Origin of the sequence: Maribacter sp. 4U21, assembly GCF_002742365.1 — a bacterium.
Lineage (GTDB): Bacteria > Bacteroidota > Bacteroidia > Flavobacteriales > Flavobacteriaceae > Maribacter.
In genome coordinates this window covers 23658-42859 of sequence record NZ_MDGN01000045.1, presented here as the reverse complement: position 1 = coordinate 42859, position 19202 = coordinate 23658, and the positions used below count along the sequence as shown (strand labels likewise).

Sequence of the window (19202 nt, the reverse complement as noted above, 5' to 3'; positions counted from 1 at the left end):
TAGGCGGTTAGTTACTTTGGTTTTTGGTTAAAGTCAGGAATTGTTCTTCAAGACTTTCTTTGCGTTTTACCAAATGCGAGAGAATTATGCCTTTGTCAAAAAGAGTTTTGTTAAAACTTTTTGCATCCATCTCTTCTTTGAGAAACGCCGTGATTAGTTCTCCCTCCTTCTTAATTTCTCCAAATCTACCGTCTGCATTGAGTATGGAAATCAATTTATCCCCATTATCTGTTTTCAGTTCAAAAAAGCCGTGACTTGCCAACATTCCGTCCACACGACCAGAGTACAGTTTTTCTCCTTTCCTAAGAATGACTACATGGCTACATACTTTTTCAACTTCATCCAAGAGGTGAGAGGCTAAAAGTATAGTAGTTCCCTGAGACGCAATCTTCTTTATGATTTCCCGTATTTGATGGATTCCCTGTGGGTCTAAACCGTTCGTTGGTTCATCGAGAATTAGAATTTCTGGATCGTTGAGTAAGGCGGACGCAATGGCTAAGCGTTGCTTCATGCCAAGAGAGTAGGTTTTAAAGGTACTATTCTTGCGTTCTAATAGACCGACCAAAGCTAATTTTTCTTCAATTTTATCGTTGGAAACTTCCTTGATTTTACAGACAAGTTTTAGGTTTTGTACCGCTGTCATGTAGTGGTAAAAGTTAGGTCGCTCTATAATGGCTCCCACCTTTTTTAAGGCGTCATGGGTAGAAGTGTTACCGTCGAACCAGGAGAAATTCCCCGTGGTCTTGTTTACTACGTTCAGAACAATACCTAGCGTGGTGGATTTTCCGCTACCATTAGGCCCTAGAATGCCATAAACATTTCCTTTTTCTATGGTGAACGATAGGTCTTTAACGGCGGTTAAGTAACCAAACTTTTTAGTAAGGTTACTCACGGTCAGTATTTTCTTCAAAATGAAGTTGCTTTTTGATTGATATACTTACTTGACGAAGAAAGCCTAACTTTGTTACAGGGCGGAGGTGTAATTTTAAGAAGACGTAATGAGCGAAAAGAAATTAATGTCAAAGAAAAAACCTGCTTACCCCGTGAGTAAGGAGTTAGATGGTTATTTGGCAAACTATAATCGGAAAATTGAAATTCCTATTTTTTATGATGACCTGCTTCGTTTTTCCGGCTCCGTGGTGGTATACAATGCCAATGATGAAGATACACTTTGGATAAGAGTGTATTACTCGGAATTCGATAGACAGGAAATAGATGATAGTCTCAAAAAAGTGTATTCCATACTACATTCCGATGGTAGCGAAAACATTAACCAATACCTTAATGTGGATGCCGTTGATTTTTGCACTTTCGGAAATTCTAAGCCTTTCCGTATTAAAATCAGAAATATTCTCAATGATAATTTTACTTATTTCTATATAAAAAAAACGGATGCTTCTCGTATTTATGGTTTAGAGTTAGAGCATATGCTCTCTCCTTATAACCTTAACTTTCTGGTTTATAAGGATACTTTGATAGAAGAGCATATTGCCGGAATTCCAGGGGATGAATTTATAAGGGATATGCTTCCAAAATGTACAGAGCCCGAGAAGGCACAGTTGGCCAAGGAGTTCGTGAAATTCAATGAACGTTGCATGATTCGTCTGCTGGGAGATATGCGTGCCTATAATTACGTTATTGTTCCCACACATGATTTTGATCATGTAGTCTATAAAATTCGAGCAATAGACTTTGACCAACAGTGTTTTGAAGGTAAGCTAAAGGTGTATCGCCCGCAATTTTTCAAAGAGAACTATCAAATGGTAGAACTGGTTCGTGCCAAACTATTGGCAGATTCTGTTGATCAATATAAGTTAGAGGAACGTTCTATTGTAGCGAAACGTATCCTTAGTTCTGGAAACCGTATTAAAAAATTAAGGGCTATCTGTAAAAAGGATACCATTTCTACCGATGAAAATATTACAATGCTCCGTGAACAAATATTGGAACTGACCCAGGATATGGACTTTAAGAAATGCCAAACCATGGGAGAAGTTCTAGACTTGGCCTTGAACTTTGTTCGACGTAACTATGAAGATGTTAGTATGAAACAGATTATTGAGCAGAATATTAAAATTTAGTTAGTAGTTAGTAGTTAGTAGTTGGCAGTCAGCGGTTATCAGTTTATATTTGAGGTGTTACCATAAACTACTCAAATGAAATACTACTAATCTTTTCGTTTATTATTTTACTTATTTCTTCAGCCCTATCAACAATCATGAAATGACCTCCTCCGTCGAATATGTGAATTTTATTATGGTTTTTTGCAGGAATTATAAGGTCTGCGCTACCGCTTATTTTTAGTACATTCTTTAAAGTTGGCCTATTGTTCCAGACCACTAATTCATTTACGGCCCATTTGGTAAATTTTAAATCAGTATCATTAAGAATAGCATCAAGTAATTCCTTTCTTTTGGTTTGAAAAAAATAATGAGCTAACCCCCTGGGAAGATTAAATAGTCTGGGAGATAAAATTCTCAGAATATTCGTTTTGCCGATGAATCTGAAAAGCAAAGGTAATTCTGGTCTAGTTTCAGCAGAAGATACAAGAATGGTCATCTTTGGATTTAGCACTTTACTTAGTTCGGTTGCTATTAGGCCTCCAAAACTAATACCAAGAATAATATAATCTTCTTTTTTATAGATACGGTTGGAAAGTCGACTTGCATAATCCGATATCGTTTCATTTTTGGTTGGAGTTATCCAATCTATCGGAATAAAATCATAATTAAGAGTTAGGTCGTTAAAAACACGACTATCAGCACCTAGACCACCTATACCATAGATTTTCAAAATCAGTCTTTAAAATTTATTCAAGTTTATGTTATACGACACGAAAAATTCGCTAAACCGATATTAACTTTTCTGCTCTTTATTGAAATACACGAGATAGTAGTACATCTGCCTTTCCTCGTCCCAACCTTTTTCTACAAATTTTTCTGCTGATTCCGGATTAATGAAATCCATTTTAATCTGAATGTTCGTATCCAGATTAATGACATTTTTAATTTTCTTTCTGGCATCGGAGACCGCTTTGTTGGCAATGTCAAAATTAGAAACATCCTCAATGCTATACTTTGGACCTTTTTCTACCTTATAATGTTTAAACTCAGGAATCAGTTCTGGGTTTTCCATTACTTCGTTCAGGAAATTACTCTCCTCAAAAGCATCATTTTTTGCAAAATGATTTACCGCACGGTTCATGAACAATACCTCTTGCTGTTTATCCTCGGCAGGTAATACAACATCTTTGGCAAAATTTTGACAGAACTTCAAGTAATTTTTGGTCTTAAAATTATCGTCAGATAACACATCAACATCTAGAAAGTGCTCTAGCCAATATTTAGCATCATATTTATTGCTATCCACAGAAAGTACTTTGTATCCTTCTTCCTTATCAACATTTAGAATAAGGCATCCCTTGTCTAGTTTGTTGATATTGATGCCCTGCTGTACTACTATGTCCAAGTTGGCATCTTTTTCTTGAAATTGAAGAAAATCGTGCTTTAACTCACTTTTAAATATACCCACGGCATCCACTTTTTGATTGTCTAAAAGCACTCCAGTTAAATAAGTGACGTATACTTCTCCACTCTTGATGTGGGGATGATTGGATTGTTCAAATAAATGTGTGGCTATTTTTTTAGAATTATGATGCGTACTGGAGCTGTCAGAAAAAATTTCGCTCACTATCTTGTAAAGCTCATTGAACTCAACATCAACTTCGTTACTAAGTTTAAAATAGTTTTCCTCTTTTTCCCTAAAAGGTTTAAAGAAATATTCTTTTAATAACCCTGTGGTCTCATCGTTCAATGAAAAGGGTTCGGATGATAAAAAAACACCTTCGTTCTTATTTTTGTTGCCAACGCGATGAATAGAAATATTTTCAATTTGAGTGGCGTAAAGATTAATCATAGATTCTAACGATTATTAAGTAAGTTATATTTGAGGTTTGTGTTTAATTCCAGTTTTCATCAAAATCCAGATCGTCATAGTTTTCGAAAGTATCATCAAAATCAAAAGCACTATTTTCTGATTCAAACCTTTTCTCTGGTGGATTCTCCGGCAGTTCCCCAAAACTGAACAACACATTAGGATAAGCCCTGCCATCTTCTTTTTCAACAATATCCGCCAATTCAACGAAAAAAGTCCACAGGTTCAAAAAATCATAGACATAAATCAGTTTGGGACTTTTTGCAGTTATGATATCTTCTAAGAACGTCTCGTTCATCAACCGCACATCCGAACCGGATTCGCTCATGTCAAATAACGCAATTTCTTCTTCTTGTTTCCAATCTTCGTCACAGGTATAGAAAGATGCCATTTCATTACCTAGGAAGCCAAAAGCTTGGGTAATGGCATTATGAAAATCCTCCAGGGAGTTGTGCGCTTCTATCTCTAGATCCCGGAAAATATCCTCCTCTGCATCAAGTATAATTCTGATTTTGTAAACCATTCCTTAAATTTTGTGGGATGGCAAAGTTACGAAGTTTTAAGACTATTTTTAGGCTTTAACGCATCTAAAACTAAATAGAACTGCACCCCGAACAGAATGGATGCCAATACCAAATGAAGCGGTTGACTTGCAAAGGGGAAATCTAGATAATACATCGCTATACCAGAGAATATTTCTACGGTTAGAATAAAAAGTACCCAGAATATCTTAATGTGCCCAAGTTTTAGAGTAATGATTCTGTAGGCCAGTAAGGAATTGATCAGAAGAATAGCGATAGAGAAGGACCTATGAAAATAAAACTTAAAGGTTGGGTCCTGTAGCCAAAGGTTTTTTGCATTTTCACCAACCAGGTCTATTTGGTCGTCTACAAATTGCCTTACCTGTGTTCCTAGAACTACCTGAACCAGGGTAAAAATTAAAGCGACCACTGCTAAAACTAGGGTGTTCTTGTCAAAGGAAATTCTCTTGTCCTCTTTGTTTACCCTGAAAATGATATAGAGTAACAGCGCAACTATCAATAGGGCCATGAGCATGTGTGTGGTAATCTTAACAGGCTCTAAGACGGAATAAACTACTGTTGCGCCCAACCATGCCTGAAAACCCATTCCCAGAACTACCAGCCACGACAATATCGTGATTTGTCTTTTGTTTTTCCAGTATTTGATGGATACAAAGGCTAAAATTAGCGTTGCTAAACCGGCGAGTGCACCTAAGAGTCGGTTTATATATTCTATCCAGGTATGCCAAGGATTAAAGATAGCATAGTCATGCTTGGTGTATTGCTCCCAATTTTCGTTACTGAACTTTAAACTAGTTATGATATCTTCTTTAGCAACCTGAAGTGTTTCGTTCAGAATAATAACCTGTCCTTTCTCAAATTTTTTGTTTGGACGCCATTCCAATACGGAGGCTTCGGTAGGAGGGATGTAATACCCAAAGCACTTGGGCCAATCCGGACATCCCATTCCGCTTCCCGTCATACGGACTACCGCGCCCGCAACAATTACTAGATACACCAGTATCAAGGCTGTTTTGGCTATTTTTCTAAAGGATACCATATACTATTTTTTAAGACCAAGGGATGCCCCCTTCTTTAACATAAAATCCCGTGCAGCTCCATGTTCATTTGGTATTTCACCCTCAAGGATAGCTTCTTTAATAGCCTCCTTTATTATTCCTATCTCTTTTGAGGGTTTCAAATTAAAGGCTTTCATAATCTCCTCACCACTTACAGGGGGCTGAAAATTCCGGATTCTGTCGCGTTCTTCCACTTCCGTAATTTTCTCACGCACCAGCTTAAAATTATTTTTGTAACGCCGTTGTTTTTTTGGATTTTTAGTAGTGATGTCGGCCTCACATAGTGTCATTAAGTCTTCTACGTCCTCTCCGGCATCAAAAACGAGTCTTCTCACGGCCGAATCGGTTACAAATTCCTCGGCCAAGACTATTGGTCTTGAGCTCATCAATACCAATTTTTGAACGTATTTCATTTTTTCGTTCAAAGGAAGCCGTAATCTTTTGAAGAGCTTGTATACCATTTTCGAACCAACGAACTCATGTCCGTGAAAGGTCCACCCAATTTTCTTGTGGAAGCGCTTGGTAGGGGCTTTGCCAATATCATGCAGTAATGCCGCCCATCTTAACCAGAGCTTGTCCGTGGTCTTACAAATATTATCGACCACTTCCAGGGTGTGCCAGAAATTGTCTTTATGCTTTTGACCTTCGATTTCTTCAATCCCCTGCAAAGCGGTCAGCTCTGGGAGTATGAGTTCCAGTAACCCTGTTTTGTGTAATAGAGAAAAACCTTTAGAGGGCACGTCGCAGAGCATTATCTTGTTCAGTTCGTCCACTATACGTTCTTTGGATATGATTTTTATACGCGCTTTATTGTCCGTAATCGCTTGGAGTGATTTCGGTTCAATAACAAAATTAAGTTGCGTCGCAAAACGTATGGCGCGCATCATTCTCAAGGGGTCATCGGAATACGTGATATCCGGGTCTAGTGGTGTACGTATTATTCCCTTTTCTAGCGCGACTATACCATCAAAAGGGTCTAGTAAATTTCCAAAATCATGGGAATTAAGGGATAGTGCTAGGGCATTGATGGTGAAATCTCGTCTATTTTGGTCGTCTTGAAGTGTACCATTTTCTACTACGGGTTTTCGGCTATCCCTGTGGTAACTTTCTTTTCTAGCGCCAACAAATTCTAATTCAATATCATCATGCTTGATCATGGCCGTACCAAAATTCTTAAAGACCGAAATAGCTGGGTTACCCTCTAATTTAGACGCCACTTTTTCCGCCAATGCTATTCCGCTTCCAACAGCAACGATATCTATATCCTTTGCCGTTCCTCGGTTCAGTAAATAATCGCGTACAAAACCGCCGATTACATAGCATTCTACCCCAAGCTCTTCAGCTGCTTGTGAAATGATGGAAAATATGGGGTCTGTTAAAGCTTTTTCGTGGCTTTCCTGCATAGTGCTAATGACGAATAATCTTGACGGTACCGTCGTTTCCTAGTTTAATGATGGATGAAGGGTTGGCAATTTCCTTATCCTGATACAAATTTACCACATAGTCTACACCTGCTAAAATAGCGCCATCTATTTCTTCAAAATTTTTTGGAAGGGGTGTTCCCGCAATATTTGCCGCCGCGGCTACTATTGGCTTCTTAAACCTTCCGATGAGATAGCTGCAAAACTTATCGTTTGCTACGCGAACAGCTACAGAACCGTCCGTGCCAAGGACATTCTTAGCGAAGCCTTTTGGAGTATCGTAAACTATAGTCGTCGCTTTGGTAGCCAAATCCATGATATCATAAGCAAGGTCTGGTACATTGGCCACATAACGTTCTAACATGGCGTCATTGGCGACCAGACAAATGATTGTTTCGCTAAGGTTCTCCTGTTTTAAATCCTGAATCTTTTTTACCGCTAACTCATTTGTAGCGTCGCAGCCTATTGCCCAAAAAGTATTGGTAGGATAGAGGATAAGACCTCCTTTTTCCAATACATTATGACATTCTTTTAGTGGCAATAAAAAATTATCGTTACTCATGATTAGGTTTCCAACAGGTTCAAATAATTTTTTTGTTGTTCGGTAAAACTCCATTTTGGGTTATCATAGCTTATCTTTTTATTCACGTAGTTTTCACTGATTTTTTTGAATAACTGAGAGAGGCTCGTGGGATTTTTATAGAAATGAGAAGTCTCTTTCAAATCAGGAATAACCTCTAGCTCAACGGGGCATATTAGTGGTTTTTTATAGGCAAAAGCAAGGTTGTATGCGCCGGTTATTTTGTAGGCTAAATAGTTTTGTTCGGTCAACGAAACTGGGGCCATGATATACTCAGATTTTTTGATGTATTCATGAAAGACCGTATTGGGTATAAAGTTGTCAAAAGTTACGAAATACTTAAGAAGACCAAGTTGCTCAGCATGTTTTAAAAACTGAATGGTGTCTGGCTTTTTAGAGTCCATTTTACCAAGAAGAATTATTTTTAGATGATTTGTGGGTGCTAAATAAGAGAGAGCTTTTAAAATCACTTCATAATCTCTTCTTTTATAATTAAGTTCGCCCGGTATGCAAATCCATATTTCATTGTTATTCTTAGGTACTTGTTCTGAATCGTATTGTGGAAAAAAAATGGGATAAAAAGAACTGAATTTAATCTTGTCATTTTCTATGTCTGCTGAATTGGTCAAAAAATCGTTAAGCACATAATACTCCGTAATCCTTTGGCTAACGATTTTTTGGGAAGTACTCCTATTAAGTTTTTTTAGATTATGAATAATTCCGTAACACTTAATTCGTTTTGGTAAGAATTTTGTCAGGGCAATGACTTCCTTATTGGAACTGGCGGTATTAAAAACTATCTTTTTAAAATCACTTTTTATAATAAACTGATACAAAGAAAACCAATTAGCGATTCTTTTGCCGATAAAAGAGGAAGATCTTGGATTATAAAGAATTATGTTCTTCTTAGGAATACCGTAAAACTGAATATTACTGTTATTTTTGGGATTGAGAATTAATGTCAGTTCGTAGTTGCCTTTGATGAGAAATTGAATTTGACTGTACAGACATTCTTCGTGGTATGAAGTAAGTTCTATTAAGGCTATTTTCTTTTTTTTTTTCATTATTCAAAGGTTGATTCAAAGATACTGGAAGACTTTTATATTTTTGTACTATTATGAAGGACACCGTTGAAATTCCCAAAATAAGTGTTATCGTTAGCACTTACAATGCCGAAGAATGGCTACAAAAGGTCCTTTGGGGTTTTAACCAACAAACGTTCAAGAATTTTGAGGTGGTCATTGCCGATGACGGATCAAGGGATGCTACCAAGGAGCTATTAGAACAAATGTCCAAAGAGGTTTTTTATCCTATAGTACATGTTTGGCAGGAAGATGATGGATTTCAAAAGTCTAGAATTCTTAATAAAGCCGTATCTTCCTGTGCTGCCGAATACATTATCATGACCGATGGGGATTGCATACCGCGAGAGGACTTTGTACAGGTACATTACATCAATAAAGAAGAAGGTTACTTTATTTCTGGTGGGTATTATATGTTACCTATGAATATCTCTAAATTGATTACCCTAGAGGATATTCAGAAGCAGAATTGTTTCAATATCAATTGGCTTAAGGAAAAAGGAATTCCGCAAACCTTCAAAAACAACAAGTTAACCGCTAATGGTCTTATCTCTAAATTGCTTAATTGGATAACCCCAACTAATGCAAGTTGGAACGGTCATAATTCCTCTGGATGGAAAAAAGATATACTTAACGTAAACGGATTTGATGAGCGTATGCAGTATGGCGGACAGGACCGTGAGCTCGGTGAGCGACTCTTTAACTTTGGTGTTAAGTCCAAACAATTGCGATATAGTGCCGTTTGCGTGCACTTAGACCATAAAAGGGGTTATAAAACGCCAGAATCAATCGCGAAAAATGTGGGCATAAGAAAGGATACCAAACGAGAAAAACGGGTATGGACTTTTTATGGCATCACTAAATAGTACGCCAATTTATTCTTCTGTTCTAGTCGTTTCAGTTCTTTGAAACGTTCCAATACACCAAGCGCATTGAGGTAACAAACGGAAAATCCTTTTTTACCGTCCAAGAAACCAAGTCTAAGGATATAATGATTGAAGAACTTCCAACTTGGCTTAATGCACATAAGAACATAGTTAAAAGACTTCTCCGTGTAGAAAGACTCTACCGCTTTTAACCTACCGTATTTTAACATTTTACTTTTGTAATCCTCGTAATTCTTGTAACAATAATGAATAAGTTTTTCATTGAGTATACCAGACTTTCCATCTACGTCCAACGTTTCATGGACTATTTTCCGATCACAAAACTTGGCCTTACTTTTTCTGAAAAGGCGGTAGTTTTTATCGGTCTGCCAACCGCTATACCTTAATTTTTCGTTTTGGAACATGAATTGTCTATAGAACCAAAATGCTACTTCTTCAGGCTGTCGGTCAACAGTTTGTGTTATCTCATACTTTAAAGTCGGGGAGACAATTTCATCAGCATCTAAAAACAGTACCCAGTCATTGGACGCCTGCTTAAGTGTGAAGGACTTCTGCGCGGTAAAGTTTTCAAACGGGTGCTGTATGACCTTTACTTTAGGGTGCCTTAGAAGATATTCATAGGTACCATCCGTACTAAAGGAATCTACGACTATGATTTCATCTGCAAAGGAAACGGATTCGATACATTTTTCTATGTAACCCATTTCATTATAGGTAATAATCAGGGCCGATATTTTCTCTGCTATGTTAGTCATACAATGAATAAGTAGGATTGTCTAAATAGTTCAACAAAGTTATAACTAAAAAAAAAGCAAAAAAGTATAATTAAGATAAATTTCCTACAAAATATTAGACAGCAACATCATAGGTCCGCAATGCATCGTTCAACGATGTTTTCTTATTGGTACTTTCTTTTCTTGTGCCGATAATTAGGGCACAAGGCACGTTAAATTCTCCCGCAGGAAACTTCTTAGTATAACTCCCTGGTATAACAACTGAACGGGCGGGAACCCTACCTTTTAATTCTATCGGATTTTCTTTTGTGACGTCAATAATCTTAGTAGAGGCCGTTAAAACTACATTTGCTCCTAGTACCGCCTCGGTTTCAACGTGCACTCCTTCAACAACGATACATCTAGAACCAATGAAGGCATTGTCTTCAATTATAACGGGTGAAGCTTGCAGTGGCTCTAGCACCCCTCCAATACCAACACCTCCGCTTAGGTGTACGTTCTTTCCTATCTGAGCACAGCTACCTACCGTTGCCCATGTATCTACCATTGTCCCTTCATCCACATAAGCGCCAATATTCACGTAGCTTGGCATTAGAATAGTTCCTGGTGATATGTAGGCTCCGTGTCTGGCTACCGCATTGGGAACAACACGTATGCCTTTTTCCGCATAACCTTTTTTCAAAGGCATTTTATCATGATATTCAAATATACCCGCTTCAAGGGTTTCCATTTTTTGAATTGGAAAATACAGCACAACAGCCTTTTTTACCCACTCGTTTATTTGCCAGCCGTTTTCGGTAGGTGCTGCACACCGCAATTCTCCTAAATCAATTAAATTGATAACGTCTCTGATCGCTTTTTGAATATGGTCTTCTTTTAAAAGCTCTCTGTTTTCCCAAGCTTTTTCTATGGTATTTCTTAAATCCGTCATTTTTCCTAAAATTTTGTCAAATATAGGCTGAAGTTCAGTAATTAGCTCCCATGAGGGACACATATAACAAATTATACTTTATTTTTGCCAAAAATTTAAATTGGGAAGAATTCTCGCAATTGATTATGGTTTAAAAAGGACTGGAATTGCGGTCACGGACGAAATGGGTTCCATAGCGTTTGGTCTTACTACCGTGGCGACTGAAGATATTTTTGTTTTCCTGAAAAAATACACGACAGATGAAAACGTTACGGATTTTGTGATAGGAGAGCCCAAACAAATGAATAACGAACCATCAGAATCAGAAGCTTTAATTCTGCCGTTTTTAGAGGAGTTGGCCAAGAATCATCCAACGATAAAAATACATAGGCAGGATGAGCGATTCACCTCAAAAATGGCCTTTCAGAGTATATTAGATGCTGGGTTGGGTAAAAAACAACGAAAGAATAAGGCGTTGATAGATGAAATAAGCGCAACTATTATTCTTCAGTCCTTTTTGGAAAGATCCTAATTTGAATATGTTACGGAAACTAGAAATTTTCTTGAAGAGAAAGATAAGGCATGTATTTAGTTCTTATTACCAAAAGAAGGATATTTCCAGATTAAAAAATAGAACGTTTGTTCTTATCAGTCGTAATTGCTGGGGAGGTCAAGTCTACCAGTGGTTGGGAATACCCTACAACACACCTTTTGTGGGGCTGTTTTTATTTGGACCATGTTATATGAAGCTTTTAAACGACTTTGATAGGTACATGAAATTGGAATTGAAATTCCGAGAAATTTCCAAGTACCCCGAAGCTCATAACGATTATCCCATAGGCGTTTTAGATGATATAGAGATTCATTTCCAACATTACTCAAACCCAGAGGAAGCTAAGGAAAAGTGGTATAGAAGAAGGGAACGAATGCTAAAGCATAAAAATAAGGACGATTATTTTTTTAGTATCTGTGATAGGAGGGGAGTTACCGAAAGTGATATCCTGGCTTTTCATAAGCTAAACTTTAAGAATAAAATATCCTTCTCTTTCTATAAAATAAAAGGCTTGGACAAGCACCGGCATATTAAGTTCATTCAAGACTTTTCCAAGAAGAAGGGAGCACCGCCTAACGGTAAGAAAAGATTTAAGCTTACCTTTTTGTATTTTGATGTAGTGAACTATTTGAATACGGCGAGTGTAACACGAACAAGATTTAAACAATAAGAAATGATTTTACCTATAATAGCTTACGGTGACCCGGTTCTAAGAAAAGTGGCATCCAATATAGATAAGGATTATCCTAAATTAAATGACTTGCTTGCCAATATGTGGGAAACCATGTATAATGCGAACGGGGTAGGTCTTGCGGCACCGCAGATAGGTTTGGCGATTCGTATTTTTTTGGTGGACACGGAACCTTTTGCCGACGATGAAGAATTGTCAACAGATGAACAGCAGCAATTAAAGGGCTTTAAACAGGTCTTTATAAATGCAAAGATAGAAGAGGAGACGGGAGAGGAATGGCCTTTTAACGAGGGTTGTCTTAGTATTCCCGATGTGCGAGAAGACGTTAGCAGAAAAGACACGATAAAAATTACTTATCTAGACGAAAATTTTAAAAAGCATACCCAGACTTATGACGGTCTTTTGGCGCGGGTCATTCAACATGAGTACGATCATATAGAAGGAGTGCTTTTTACGGATAAGTTATCCTCGTTGAAAAAACGACTCATAAAAGGTAGGTTGACCAATATTTCGAAAGGTAAAATTAATGTGGATTATCGCATGCGTTTTCCAAATCAAAAAAAAGGACGTTAAATCTTTCCGTTTATCATTAGAAAAATATAATATTTGTCGCTCAAAATTTAAGTATAGCTCATGGGATTGGAAAAAATATTATCTGTTGCCGGGAAACCGGGCTTGTACCAGCTTATTACACAGACTAGATCTGGTTTTGTTGCGGAGTCGCTCTTGGATGGAAAAAAGATAAGTGTAGGTTTACGCAGCAACGTTAGTGTGCTTTCAGAAATTGCGATTTATACTCTTGATGAGGAATTGCCTTTACGTGAGGTTTTTCTCAATATACAAGTAAAAGAAAAAGGAGCTAAGACATCTATAAGTCATAAAGCGGAAAAGATAAAGTTAGAAGAGTACTTTTTTGAAGTACTTCCTAATTATGACGAAGACCGAGTTTATGCGAGTGATATTAAAAAAATAATACAGTGGTACAATATTTTGGTGGATAAGAACATGGCGGACTTTTCTGAAGATTCAGCCGGTGATGATGCTACTGAGGAATAGGTACCTATGAGAACAGATAAAAAGCCTCGACATTTTGTCGAGGCTTTTTTGTTTAGTCCTTATCTATCTTTTCATAACTGAATTTGCTCTTTTTCCAATCTATAAGTGGAGAGGGGTAATATTTTACGTTCATCCTATCCAAGAAGGGAGCTTGATCGGCCAATCGTATTTTATAATCCTCCCAATCTCTATTTTCGGGAATACTCCAGCTCAGCTCGGAATAGCCAATAACTCTGGGAAAGGCCAAATATTCCAATTCATCAATATTACTTATAGTTTCTGACCAAAGGGGCGCCTCAACACCTAATATATGCTCTACAGGTATGTCGCCATACTCTTCAGGTGACCAAACGTAGGCGGTATCTACAGGAATATAGGCCGCCCAATGCAAACCGTGCTTTGATAGACTATCGTAGGACATGTCTAAATAGGCCTTTTTTGCTGGAGAAATAATTATTTGCGTTCCTTTTTCAACTGCTTTTTTTGCATTCTTTTCGCTAGACCACCAGTGAGAAATGGAGGTGGAATCGATATTCGCAATGGCAACTTCGTCCCAGCCAATCATGTGTTTGCCATACTTCTGCACTATTTTTTCCACTTTATTTACAAAATAGATGTAATCTTTTTTCTTGGTAACATGGCTTTCGTCCCCTCCTATATGAAAATAGGGACCAGGCGTTATCGCGGAAATTTCCCGGACAACATCATCCACAAAAGCGTATACTGTATCTTTTCGGGTATCAAATGTGCTAAAACCGACATGGGTGCCTTCATATAACTTGGGCGTTTTACCATTTCCATTTAAAAACGGATAGGAGACCGATGCGGCGTTGGTGTGCCCGGGCATATCAATTTCCGGTATGATGGTCATATACCGTTCTGCCGCGTAACGCACAATTTCCTTGTAGTCTTCTTGGGTATAGAAACCGCCGGCTTCACCGCCAACTTCTGTGCTGCCTCCTACCTCGGTCAATTTTGGCCATGATTTTATTTCTATCCGCCATCCTTGATCATCGGATAAATGTAGATGTAGCACGTTTATTTTATAATAGGATAACAGGTCAATGTATTTCTTTACATCCTCCACATTAAAAAAATGGCGTGCTACATCTAACATGGAACCTCTATAGGCGAAATTTGGACTGTCCGTTATCTTTCCTGTCGGAACCGGCCATATGGATTGCTCCGCTAGGGTATCATTGCTCGTTTCTGGTACAAGCTGCCTCAATGTCTGTATGCCCCTAAATGCACCCTCTGCCGTGTTGGCATTGAGTATTATGGAATCTTGATTGATATAAAGTTGATAGGCCTCTGGAGTCCTAAGCTTAACACTGTCCGATTGATTGATATAGATAATACGTTCTACCGTATTCGATGTGGCTTGATTCACAGGTATTTCCAAATCTATCTTGGACTTTAATTTTTTGGACAGGAACTTTCCTACTTGTTCAAAACCGGTATCTCCTTTTGCAGTATAGATTGCCGTAAATTGGTCTAGCGCAAAAGCGGAATGTGTGGGTACGGTCTTGAGGGGTTTAGGCATTAAACTAACCTTACTCAAATCTGTAGTGGGCATCGGTATTCTTTTCTTCTCTTCTTTTTGACAAGCTATTACTGCCATCGCCAAGGCCAATAAAAATAAACATCTCGTTAAAAAATTTTTGGTCATTCTCTTTTAATTAAGGTCGGTTACTAAATTTTTCATGGCGGTATACCAAATATCATAGCCTTTTTGGTTCATATGTAGGCCATCGGATATAAAAATATCCTTTTTTAATTTTCTTCCGTCGAGCATAGGATTCCATACATCAACATAACTTAAGTACATATCCTCCTTACTTAAACCTTGAAACTTTTTGTTGAGTCGTTTGTACTTTCCTCGAAGTCTCCATCTGCTAATACTCGGTTTTGCGGAAATAAGTACAATTTGAGTGAAGGGGTTTTGATTCCTTATTTCTTGTATAATTTTGTTCGTAGTTTGTATGATATGCTTAGGTTTCTTTTTTGCTGAAATATCATTGTCGCCTTCGTAGATGAATACTTTAACCGGCTTATATTTTAAAACCAGACTATTTAAATGTAACAATAAGTCGGATGTCTGTGAGCCACCGAAACCGGTGTTTATGATTTGATGCTCTGGAAAGGATTCTTCCAAGCTTTTCCAGAGTCTAACACTGGAACTTCCCGTAAATACGATGGTCTCTTTAGAACTATCCCAAATGGTATCATATTTCATTGCAATATTGGCTACTTCCTCTGCAAAAGGAATATTTTCTTGTGCATGGGATATTGTAGCTATGAAAAGGTAAAGTATCAGAAGTTTTTTCATCAAAGGGTGTTAAAAGTATAAATAAAGATGCCTTAAAAGTATTATCAAATCATTTTCGACAAATGTCGGTTAAAGGAACATGAGGGTAAATTATTTAGAAGGTATTACGATATTTTCCGCTACTGCCCAATCGTAGAATAACTGTATCCAATCATCAGAGGGTAAACCTTGTTTTTTCATGCCAAATCCATGTCCGCCTTTAGCATACATATGTAGGCCTACTGGTTTTTGAATCTTAAGCCAGGAGGAATACAACTCAACGCTTCCGCTTGCTAATCCTAGTGGGTCGTCAGAGGCACATATGACGAGCATTGGTGGCGCATTCTTTGGGGCGGGCTGTACGGGTAAAACGGTTGTCCAAGGATACACTGGAACAATAAAATCCGGACGGTTAGCTTCTCCATAATTATAAGTAACACCCATGGTCACTGCGCCGCCCGCAGAAAAACCCATAAAACCTATTTTATTCGGGTCTAGCTTAAGAGAGGATGCATTTGACCTCACGTAGGTAATTGCAGAAAGGCCGTCTGCTATGGATAGTGGCATAACGGGCGCTACCCGCTGTCCGATTCTTTGTGGATTTGTAGCACCTTCTTCCGAAATTTCTTTGACACCATCCTCGCCTGTGGGGACTAATCGATACTTAAGCACAAACGCGGTAATTCCCTTCTTGTTCAGCCATTTGGCCACAGCTGTACCTTCACTTTCAATACTCAATGCGTACAACCCGCCTCCTGGAGCTATAATAACACTAACACCGTTCGGGTTTTCTGGTTGAAACAACTCCATGGTCGGGACTGATACATTGGTCACCACTGGGGTTTGCCAGATGTCCGAAAAGTATTCTTTTTCTTCACCAACCCAAGTGGTATTTTCAGAAGTTTCATGTGGAATAGGTATAATATTTTGTGCATAAATGCTGGAGGCCATAAAAATAGTGATCATTAAGGATAAAAAAGTTTTCATGAATTAAATTTTATTTTGTTCAACCTATCAATAAAAAGATTCCTGCCGCTAATAAAGCACCTAATATAGGACCTATTATAGGAACCCAAGCATAGTTCCAATCACTTGTTCCCTTGTTTCTCAGAGGTAGCAGGGAATGTAGTAAACGTGGTCCAAAATCTCTGGCAGGATTTATAGCATACCCCGTTGGTCCACCAATTCCAAAACCTATTCCCATGACCAAGAAGGCTACGGGCAAAGCATCTAAGGAGCCTAAGGATATGGTTTCTTCGCCGACAGCACCTCCTGCTATGTAAAAGACCCCAAATACTAGGGCAAATGTGCCAATGGCCTCTGTGATTAGATTCCAAAACGGACTTCTGACCGCAGGCGCTGTGGAGAACGTTGCCAATATAGCATTAGGGTCTTCAGTGGCCTCATACTGTTTCTTGTAAGCCAACCAAACCAAGATGTTACCCATCATGGCTCCTAGAATTTGAGCTACAATATACCCAGGGACCATTGTCCATGTGAATTTTCCTGCGGTGGCCAAGCCAATGGTGACGGCCGGATTTAGATGTGCCCCGCTGACGTCCGCAGCTATAAAAACACCTATAAATACGGCAATACCCCATCCTAGGGATATCCCTACCCATCCAAGGTCGGAACCTTTTGTTTCCTTTAAAACCAAATTAGCAACAATACCGTTACCTATAAGAATAAGCATAGCGGTACCTATAAATTCAAAAATGTAATTATTCATTATTATCGTTTGGCCGATTAAGATAAAAAAATGTAATGACTAAAGTGCGTGATGCGCCCTTTACTTTTGTTTGAATATAAGATGCACTGCCGATCGCTTCATCTTCTTTTAGTCTAAATTAACTTTCCATATTTTTTTATCTTATCAAAAAATTATAATCTTACTAAAAAATTTGTAAAAATGGCTGTTCAAAAATGGAGTACCTTCTTTATAATCCTAATGGTTTTATTTTCATGTTCATCCGATGACGGGGGAACTCCTGTTGTTCCGGAATCATTTTTAGCCATAGGAGCTTGGGATTTGACAGCGGTGAACATCAATCTTGCACAGGACGTAAATGAGGACGGAACTTCTTCAACTAACTTGATTGATGAACTACCTTGTTTATCGGGGCTTTTAACAATTAATAGTAATAATACTTGGACGGCAAGAATTACTGATGTGAGCGTAACTCCGGTAACTGGAGATCTGTATATTATTGATTGTGGCAATACACTTTCGTTTTCTGGCAATTGGAGTAATACAGGAAATACCTTATCATTAAATTCTTCGGATTTTCAAGACTTTACCTTAAGCGGGGATACCTTAACTGAAAATAGGGGAGAAAACTTACCCGGTTTTTTGAACTTTGTATACACAAAGCAATAGACGTTATACCAGCTCTAGGCCATTTATAGTTATTAGAATCACCAATCAAAGAATACTCTTCCTTACAGCTGATATCGTTGATAATTCATAATGCTCGGCGCACCGCTTAAAGTTTCGCTAAATATGCCAGATTGTGGCGCATACTGTCATGGGGGTTATTAGCGTACTCTTCCTGCTCTATAAAAATATGTTTTACTCCTGATAATTTCTGATACTGCATCATCAATGGTATGTCCAGACCACCCTTTCCAAATTCTGTACTCTCTTTTTGGGTCATGTTCATATCCTTCAGATGCCAAAGGGGGAATCTTCCCGGATATTTTTCAAAGTAATGTACCGGGTCCTTTTCTGCGATAATGACCCATCCTAAATCTAGTTCCATATGCACTAGGTCCGGCTCTGTGTTATCCATTAGAACATCATAGAGGACTTGCCCGTTCTCGGATTCAAATTCGTATTCATGATTATGATAACCAAATTTGACACCTAACTTTTTGCAGGATTCCCCGGCTTTATTAAAAGCTTCGGCGACCCTTTTGTAATTGTCTACATTTTGTCCACTTGATGGCATTGATGAGCAAATTAAGTATTCTTGTTCAGCAGCCACTGCCTCCTCAATGGTGCTATCGAAATCTTTATCCAAATGCACGTGACCACTCTTCAATTTCATACCCAATTCATCACAAGTAGTTTTCATGTCCTGGGGAGAAAGGCCATAATAGTGCCCCTTGGAGGACCTCGCCGATTCTATTTCCTTAATTCCTAAATCCGCAATTTTTCTCAACGTTCCTTTGGCATCTCTTGCCATGTCGTCCCTAAAGGAATACAATTGTACTCCATATACACTTTTGGGAGAACTAGCTAAAGCAATGTGGGGCGTTACGAGAGCCCCAGCACAGCATAAGCCAGATTTTATCAGAAAGTCTCTACGTGCGTTCATGTTTTATATAATTAATAGTTAGTAAGTGTCACCTATTTCCGCAGTTTTAAGAAAGTTACCGAGAAATATCGACTTACTGTGAAAATTTATGTTTAAGAAGGAGTGCATCACCATGTTCGTTTTAAAAGTA

The 19202-nt window shown here is 38.2% G+C and carries 22 protein-coding genes; 7 read left to right on the top strand and 15 right to left on the bottom strand.

The features are described 5' to 3' along the window. Positions 1–7: 7 nt before the first annotated feature. The gene (locus BFP77_RS09195; RefSeq protein ID WP_099573742.1) at positions 8–910 is read right to left on the bottom strand and encodes an ABC transporter ATP-binding protein; all 903 of its coding nucleotides are present in this window, start codon (positions 908–910) and stop codon (positions 8–10) included. An 88-nt stretch (positions 911–998) separates the two neighbouring features. On the opposite strand from BFP77_RS09195, the gene BFP77_RS09190 reads away from it, so the two are divergent. Then, positions 999–2081 carry a hypothetical protein gene (locus BFP77_RS09190; protein ID WP_099573741.1) on the top strand — a complete coding sequence of 361 codons (1083 nt, stop codon included), beginning with the start codon at positions 999–1001 and terminating at the stop codon, positions 2079–2081. 67 nt (positions 2082–2148) lie between these two features. Here BFP77_RS09190 and BFP77_RS09185 read toward each other — a convergent pair whose 3' ends face one another. The 7 genes from BFP77_RS09185 to BFP77_RS09155 all read right to left on the bottom strand — a co-directional run bounded on the left by BFP77_RS09185 (position 2149) and on the right by BFP77_RS09155 (position 8598). Beyond that, positions 2149–2793: an alpha/beta hydrolase gene (locus BFP77_RS09185; protein ID WP_099573740.1), complete on the bottom strand. Its 645-nt coding sequence runs from the start codon at positions 2791–2793 to the stop codon at positions 2149–2151. Positions 2794–2856: 63 nt separating this feature from the next. After that, on the bottom strand, positions 2857–3915 hold the full coding sequence (locus BFP77_RS09180; RefSeq protein WP_099573739.1) for a nucleoid-associated protein: 1059 nt from the start codon (positions 3913–3915) through the stop codon (positions 2857–2859). 43 nt (positions 3916–3958) lie between these two features. Then, on the bottom strand, positions 3959–4456 hold the full coding sequence (locus tag BFP77_RS09175; RefSeq protein WP_099573738.1) for an IS1096 element passenger TnpR family protein: 498 nt from the start codon (positions 4454–4456) through the stop codon (positions 3959–3961). 26 nt (positions 4457–4482) lie between these two features. Next, positions 4483–5514 carry a COX15/CtaA family protein gene (locus BFP77_RS09170; RefSeq protein WP_099573737.1) on the bottom strand — a complete coding sequence of 344 codons (1032 nt, stop codon included), beginning with the start codon at positions 5512–5514 and terminating at the stop codon, positions 4483–4485. A gap of 3 nt (positions 5515–5517) precedes the next feature. Beyond that, positions 5518–6936 carry a CCA tRNA nucleotidyltransferase gene (locus tag BFP77_RS09165; protein ID WP_099573736.1) on the bottom strand — a complete coding sequence of 473 codons (1419 nt, stop codon included), beginning with the start codon at positions 6934–6936 and terminating at the stop codon, positions 5518–5520. Positions 6937–6940: 4 nt separating this feature from the next. Next, the gene (locus BFP77_RS09160; protein ID WP_099573735.1) at positions 6941–7516 is read right to left on the bottom strand and encodes an L-threonylcarbamoyladenylate synthase; all 576 of its coding nucleotides are present in this window, start codon (positions 7514–7516) and stop codon (positions 6941–6943) included. Positions 7517–7518: 2 nt separating this feature from the next. Further along, positions 7519–8598 (bottom strand): hypothetical protein, encoded by a 1080-nt coding sequence (locus BFP77_RS09155; RefSeq protein WP_099573734.1) that lies wholly within the window; start codon positions 8596–8598, stop codon positions 7519–7521. Positions 8599–8651: 53 nt separating this feature from the next. Between BFP77_RS09155 and BFP77_RS09150 the strand changes: the two genes are divergently transcribed. Further along, positions 8652–9482: a glycosyltransferase family 2 protein gene (locus tag BFP77_RS09150; protein ID WP_099573733.1), complete on the top strand. Its 831-nt coding sequence runs from the start codon at positions 8652–8654 to the stop codon at positions 9480–9482. Here BFP77_RS09150 and BFP77_RS09145 read toward each other — a convergent pair. Then, the gene (locus BFP77_RS09145; protein WP_099573732.1) at positions 9464–10258 is read right to left on the bottom strand and encodes a glycosyltransferase family 2 protein; all 795 of its coding nucleotides are present in this window, start codon (positions 10256–10258) and stop codon (positions 9464–9466) included. The genes BFP77_RS09150 and BFP77_RS09145 overlap by 19 nt on opposite strands. A 94-nt stretch (positions 10259–10352) precedes the next feature. After that, a complete protein-coding gene (locus BFP77_RS09140; RefSeq protein ID WP_099573788.1) occupies positions 10353–11168 on the bottom strand; it encodes a 2,3,4,5-tetrahydropyridine-2,6-dicarboxylate N-succinyltransferase in 816 nt (271 codons plus the stop codon). Positions 11169–11268: 100 nt separating this feature from the next. Here BFP77_RS09140 and ruvX point away from each other — a divergent pair, with 100 nt between their 5' ends. From ruvX to BFP77_RS09120, 4 genes are read left to right on the top strand one after another with little or no spacing between them, the layout of a single operon-like run. Continuing rightward, positions 11269–11679, top strand: a complete 411-nt coding sequence (gene ruvX, locus BFP77_RS09135; protein WP_099573731.1) for a Holliday junction resolvase RuvX — start codon at positions 11269–11271, stop codon at positions 11677–11679. 7 nt (positions 11680–11686) lie between these two features. Then, positions 11687–12370: a DUF1919 domain-containing protein gene (locus BFP77_RS09130; RefSeq protein WP_099573730.1), complete on the top strand. Its 684-nt coding sequence runs from the start codon at positions 11687–11689 to the stop codon at positions 12368–12370. Positions 12371–12373: 3 nt separating this feature from the next. Next, on the top strand, positions 12374–12964 hold the full coding sequence (gene def / locus BFP77_RS09125) for a peptide deformylase (RefSeq protein ID WP_099573729.1): 591 nt from the start codon (positions 12374–12376) through the stop codon (positions 12962–12964). 60 nt (positions 12965–13024) lie between these two features. Then, positions 13025–13447, top strand: a complete 423-nt coding sequence (locus BFP77_RS09120; protein WP_099573728.1) for a DUF5606 family protein — start codon at positions 13025–13027, stop codon at positions 13445–13447. Between the two features lie 52 nt (positions 13448–13499). Here the strand turns inward: BFP77_RS09120 and BFP77_RS09115 are convergent, their stop codons facing one another. The 4 genes from BFP77_RS09115 to BFP77_RS09100 all read right to left on the bottom strand — a co-directional run bounded on the left by BFP77_RS09115 (position 13500) and on the right by BFP77_RS09100 (position 17484). Next, the gene (locus BFP77_RS09115; RefSeq protein ID WP_099573727.1) at positions 13500–15116 is read right to left on the bottom strand and encodes a family 20 glycosylhydrolase; all 1617 of its coding nucleotides are present in this window, start codon (positions 15114–15116) and stop codon (positions 13500–13502) included. Between the two features lie 6 nt (positions 15117–15122). After that, complete coding sequence (locus tag BFP77_RS09110; RefSeq protein WP_099573726.1) at positions 15123–15776, bottom strand: GDSL-type esterase/lipase family protein; 654 nt, start codon at positions 15774–15776, stop codon at positions 15123–15125. 90 nt (positions 15777–15866) lie between these two features. After that, positions 15867–16742: an alpha/beta hydrolase gene (locus BFP77_RS09105; RefSeq protein ID WP_099573725.1), complete on the bottom strand. Its 876-nt coding sequence runs from the start codon at positions 16740–16742 to the stop codon at positions 15867–15869. Between the two features lie 19 nt (positions 16743–16761). Next, on the bottom strand, positions 16762–17484 hold the full coding sequence (locus BFP77_RS09100) for an MIP/aquaporin family protein (protein WP_099573724.1): 723 nt from the start codon (positions 17482–17484) through the stop codon (positions 16762–16764). Positions 17485–17664: 180 nt separating this feature from the next. Here BFP77_RS09100 and BFP77_RS09095 point away from each other — a divergent pair, with 180 nt between their 5' ends. After that, positions 17665–18132 (top strand): hypothetical protein, encoded by a 468-nt coding sequence (locus BFP77_RS09095; RefSeq protein ID WP_099573723.1) that lies wholly within the window; start codon positions 17665–17667, stop codon positions 18130–18132. Between the two features lie 106 nt (positions 18133–18238). On the opposite strand, the gene BFP77_RS09090 is transcribed toward BFP77_RS09095, so the two are convergent. After that, entirely contained in the window at positions 18239–19072 is an 834-nt protein-coding gene (locus BFP77_RS09090; protein ID WP_099573722.1) for a sugar phosphate isomerase/epimerase family protein, read from the bottom strand. Positions 19073–19202 lie beyond the last annotated feature (130 nt).

What these genes read in the sequence shown, in the direction of transcription:
- BFP77_RS09160 (WP_099573735.1), bottom strand. Translation starts at nt 7,516, where the DNA reads ATGAGTAACGATAATTTTTTATTGCCACTAAAAGAATGTCATAATGTA.
- BFP77_RS09095 (WP_099573723.1), top strand. Translation starts at nt 17,665, where the DNA reads ATGGCTGTTCAAAAATGGAGTACCTTCTTTATAATCCTAATGGTTTTA.
- BFP77_RS09150 (WP_099573733.1), top strand. Translation starts at nt 8,652, where the DNA reads ATGAAGGACACCGTTGAAATTCCCAAAATAAGTGTTATCGTTAGCACT.
- def (WP_099573729.1), top strand. Translation starts at nt 12,374, where the DNA reads ATGATTTTACCTATAATAGCTTACGGTGACCCGGTTCTAAGAAAAGTG.
- BFP77_RS09145 (WP_099573732.1), bottom strand. Translation starts at nt 10,258, where the DNA reads ATGACTAACATAGCAGAGAAAATATCGGCCCTGATTATTACCTATAAT.
- BFP77_RS09105 (WP_099573725.1), bottom strand. Translation starts at nt 16,742, where the DNA reads ATGAAAACTTTTTTATCCTTAATGATCACTATTTTTATGGCCTCCAGC.
- BFP77_RS09120 (WP_099573728.1), top strand. Translation starts at nt 13,025, where the DNA reads ATGGGATTGGAAAAAATATTATCTGTTGCCGGGAAACCGGGCTTGTAC.
- BFP77_RS09190 (WP_099573741.1), top strand. Translation starts at nt 999, where the DNA reads ATGAGCGAAAAGAAATTAATGTCAAAGAAAAAACCTGCTTACCCCGTG.
- BFP77_RS09130 (WP_099573730.1), top strand. Translation starts at nt 11,687, where the DNA reads ATGTTACGGAAACTAGAAATTTTCTTGAAGAGAAAGATAAGGCATGTA.
- BFP77_RS09170 (WP_099573737.1), bottom strand. Translation starts at nt 5,514, where the DNA reads ATGGTATCCTTTAGAAAAATAGCCAAAACAGCCTTGATACTGGTGTAT.
- BFP77_RS09110 (WP_099573726.1), bottom strand. Translation starts at nt 15,776, where the DNA reads ATGAAAAAACTTCTGATACTTTACCTTTTCATAGCTACAATATCCCAT.
- BFP77_RS09165 (WP_099573736.1), bottom strand. Translation starts at nt 6,936, where the DNA reads ATGCAGGAAAGCCACGAAAAAGCTTTAACAGACCCCATATTTTCCATC.
- BFP77_RS09180 (WP_099573739.1), bottom strand. Translation starts at nt 3,915, where the DNA reads ATGATTAATCTTTACGCCACTCAAATTGAAAATATTTCTATTCATCGC.
- BFP77_RS09115 (WP_099573727.1), bottom strand. Translation starts at nt 15,116, where the DNA reads ATGACCAAAAATTTTTTAACGAGATGTTTATTTTTATTGGCCTTGGCG.
- BFP77_RS09175 (WP_099573738.1), bottom strand. Translation starts at nt 4,456, where the DNA reads ATGGTTTACAAAATCAGAATTATACTTGATGCAGAGGAGGATATTTTC.
- BFP77_RS09140 (WP_099573788.1), bottom strand. Translation starts at nt 11,168, where the DNA reads ATGACGGATTTAAGAAATACCATAGAAAAAGCTTGGGAAAACAGAGAG.
- BFP77_RS09155 (WP_099573734.1), bottom strand. Translation starts at nt 8,598, where the DNA reads ATGAAAAAAAAAAAGAAAATAGCCTTAATAGAACTTACTTCATACCAC.
- BFP77_RS09090 (WP_099573722.1), bottom strand. Translation starts at nt 19,072, where the DNA reads ATGAACGCACGTAGAGACTTTCTGATAAAATCTGGCTTATGCTGTGCT.
- BFP77_RS09100 (WP_099573724.1), bottom strand. Translation starts at nt 17,484, where the DNA reads ATGAATAATTACATTTTTGAATTTATAGGTACCGCTATGCTTATTCTT.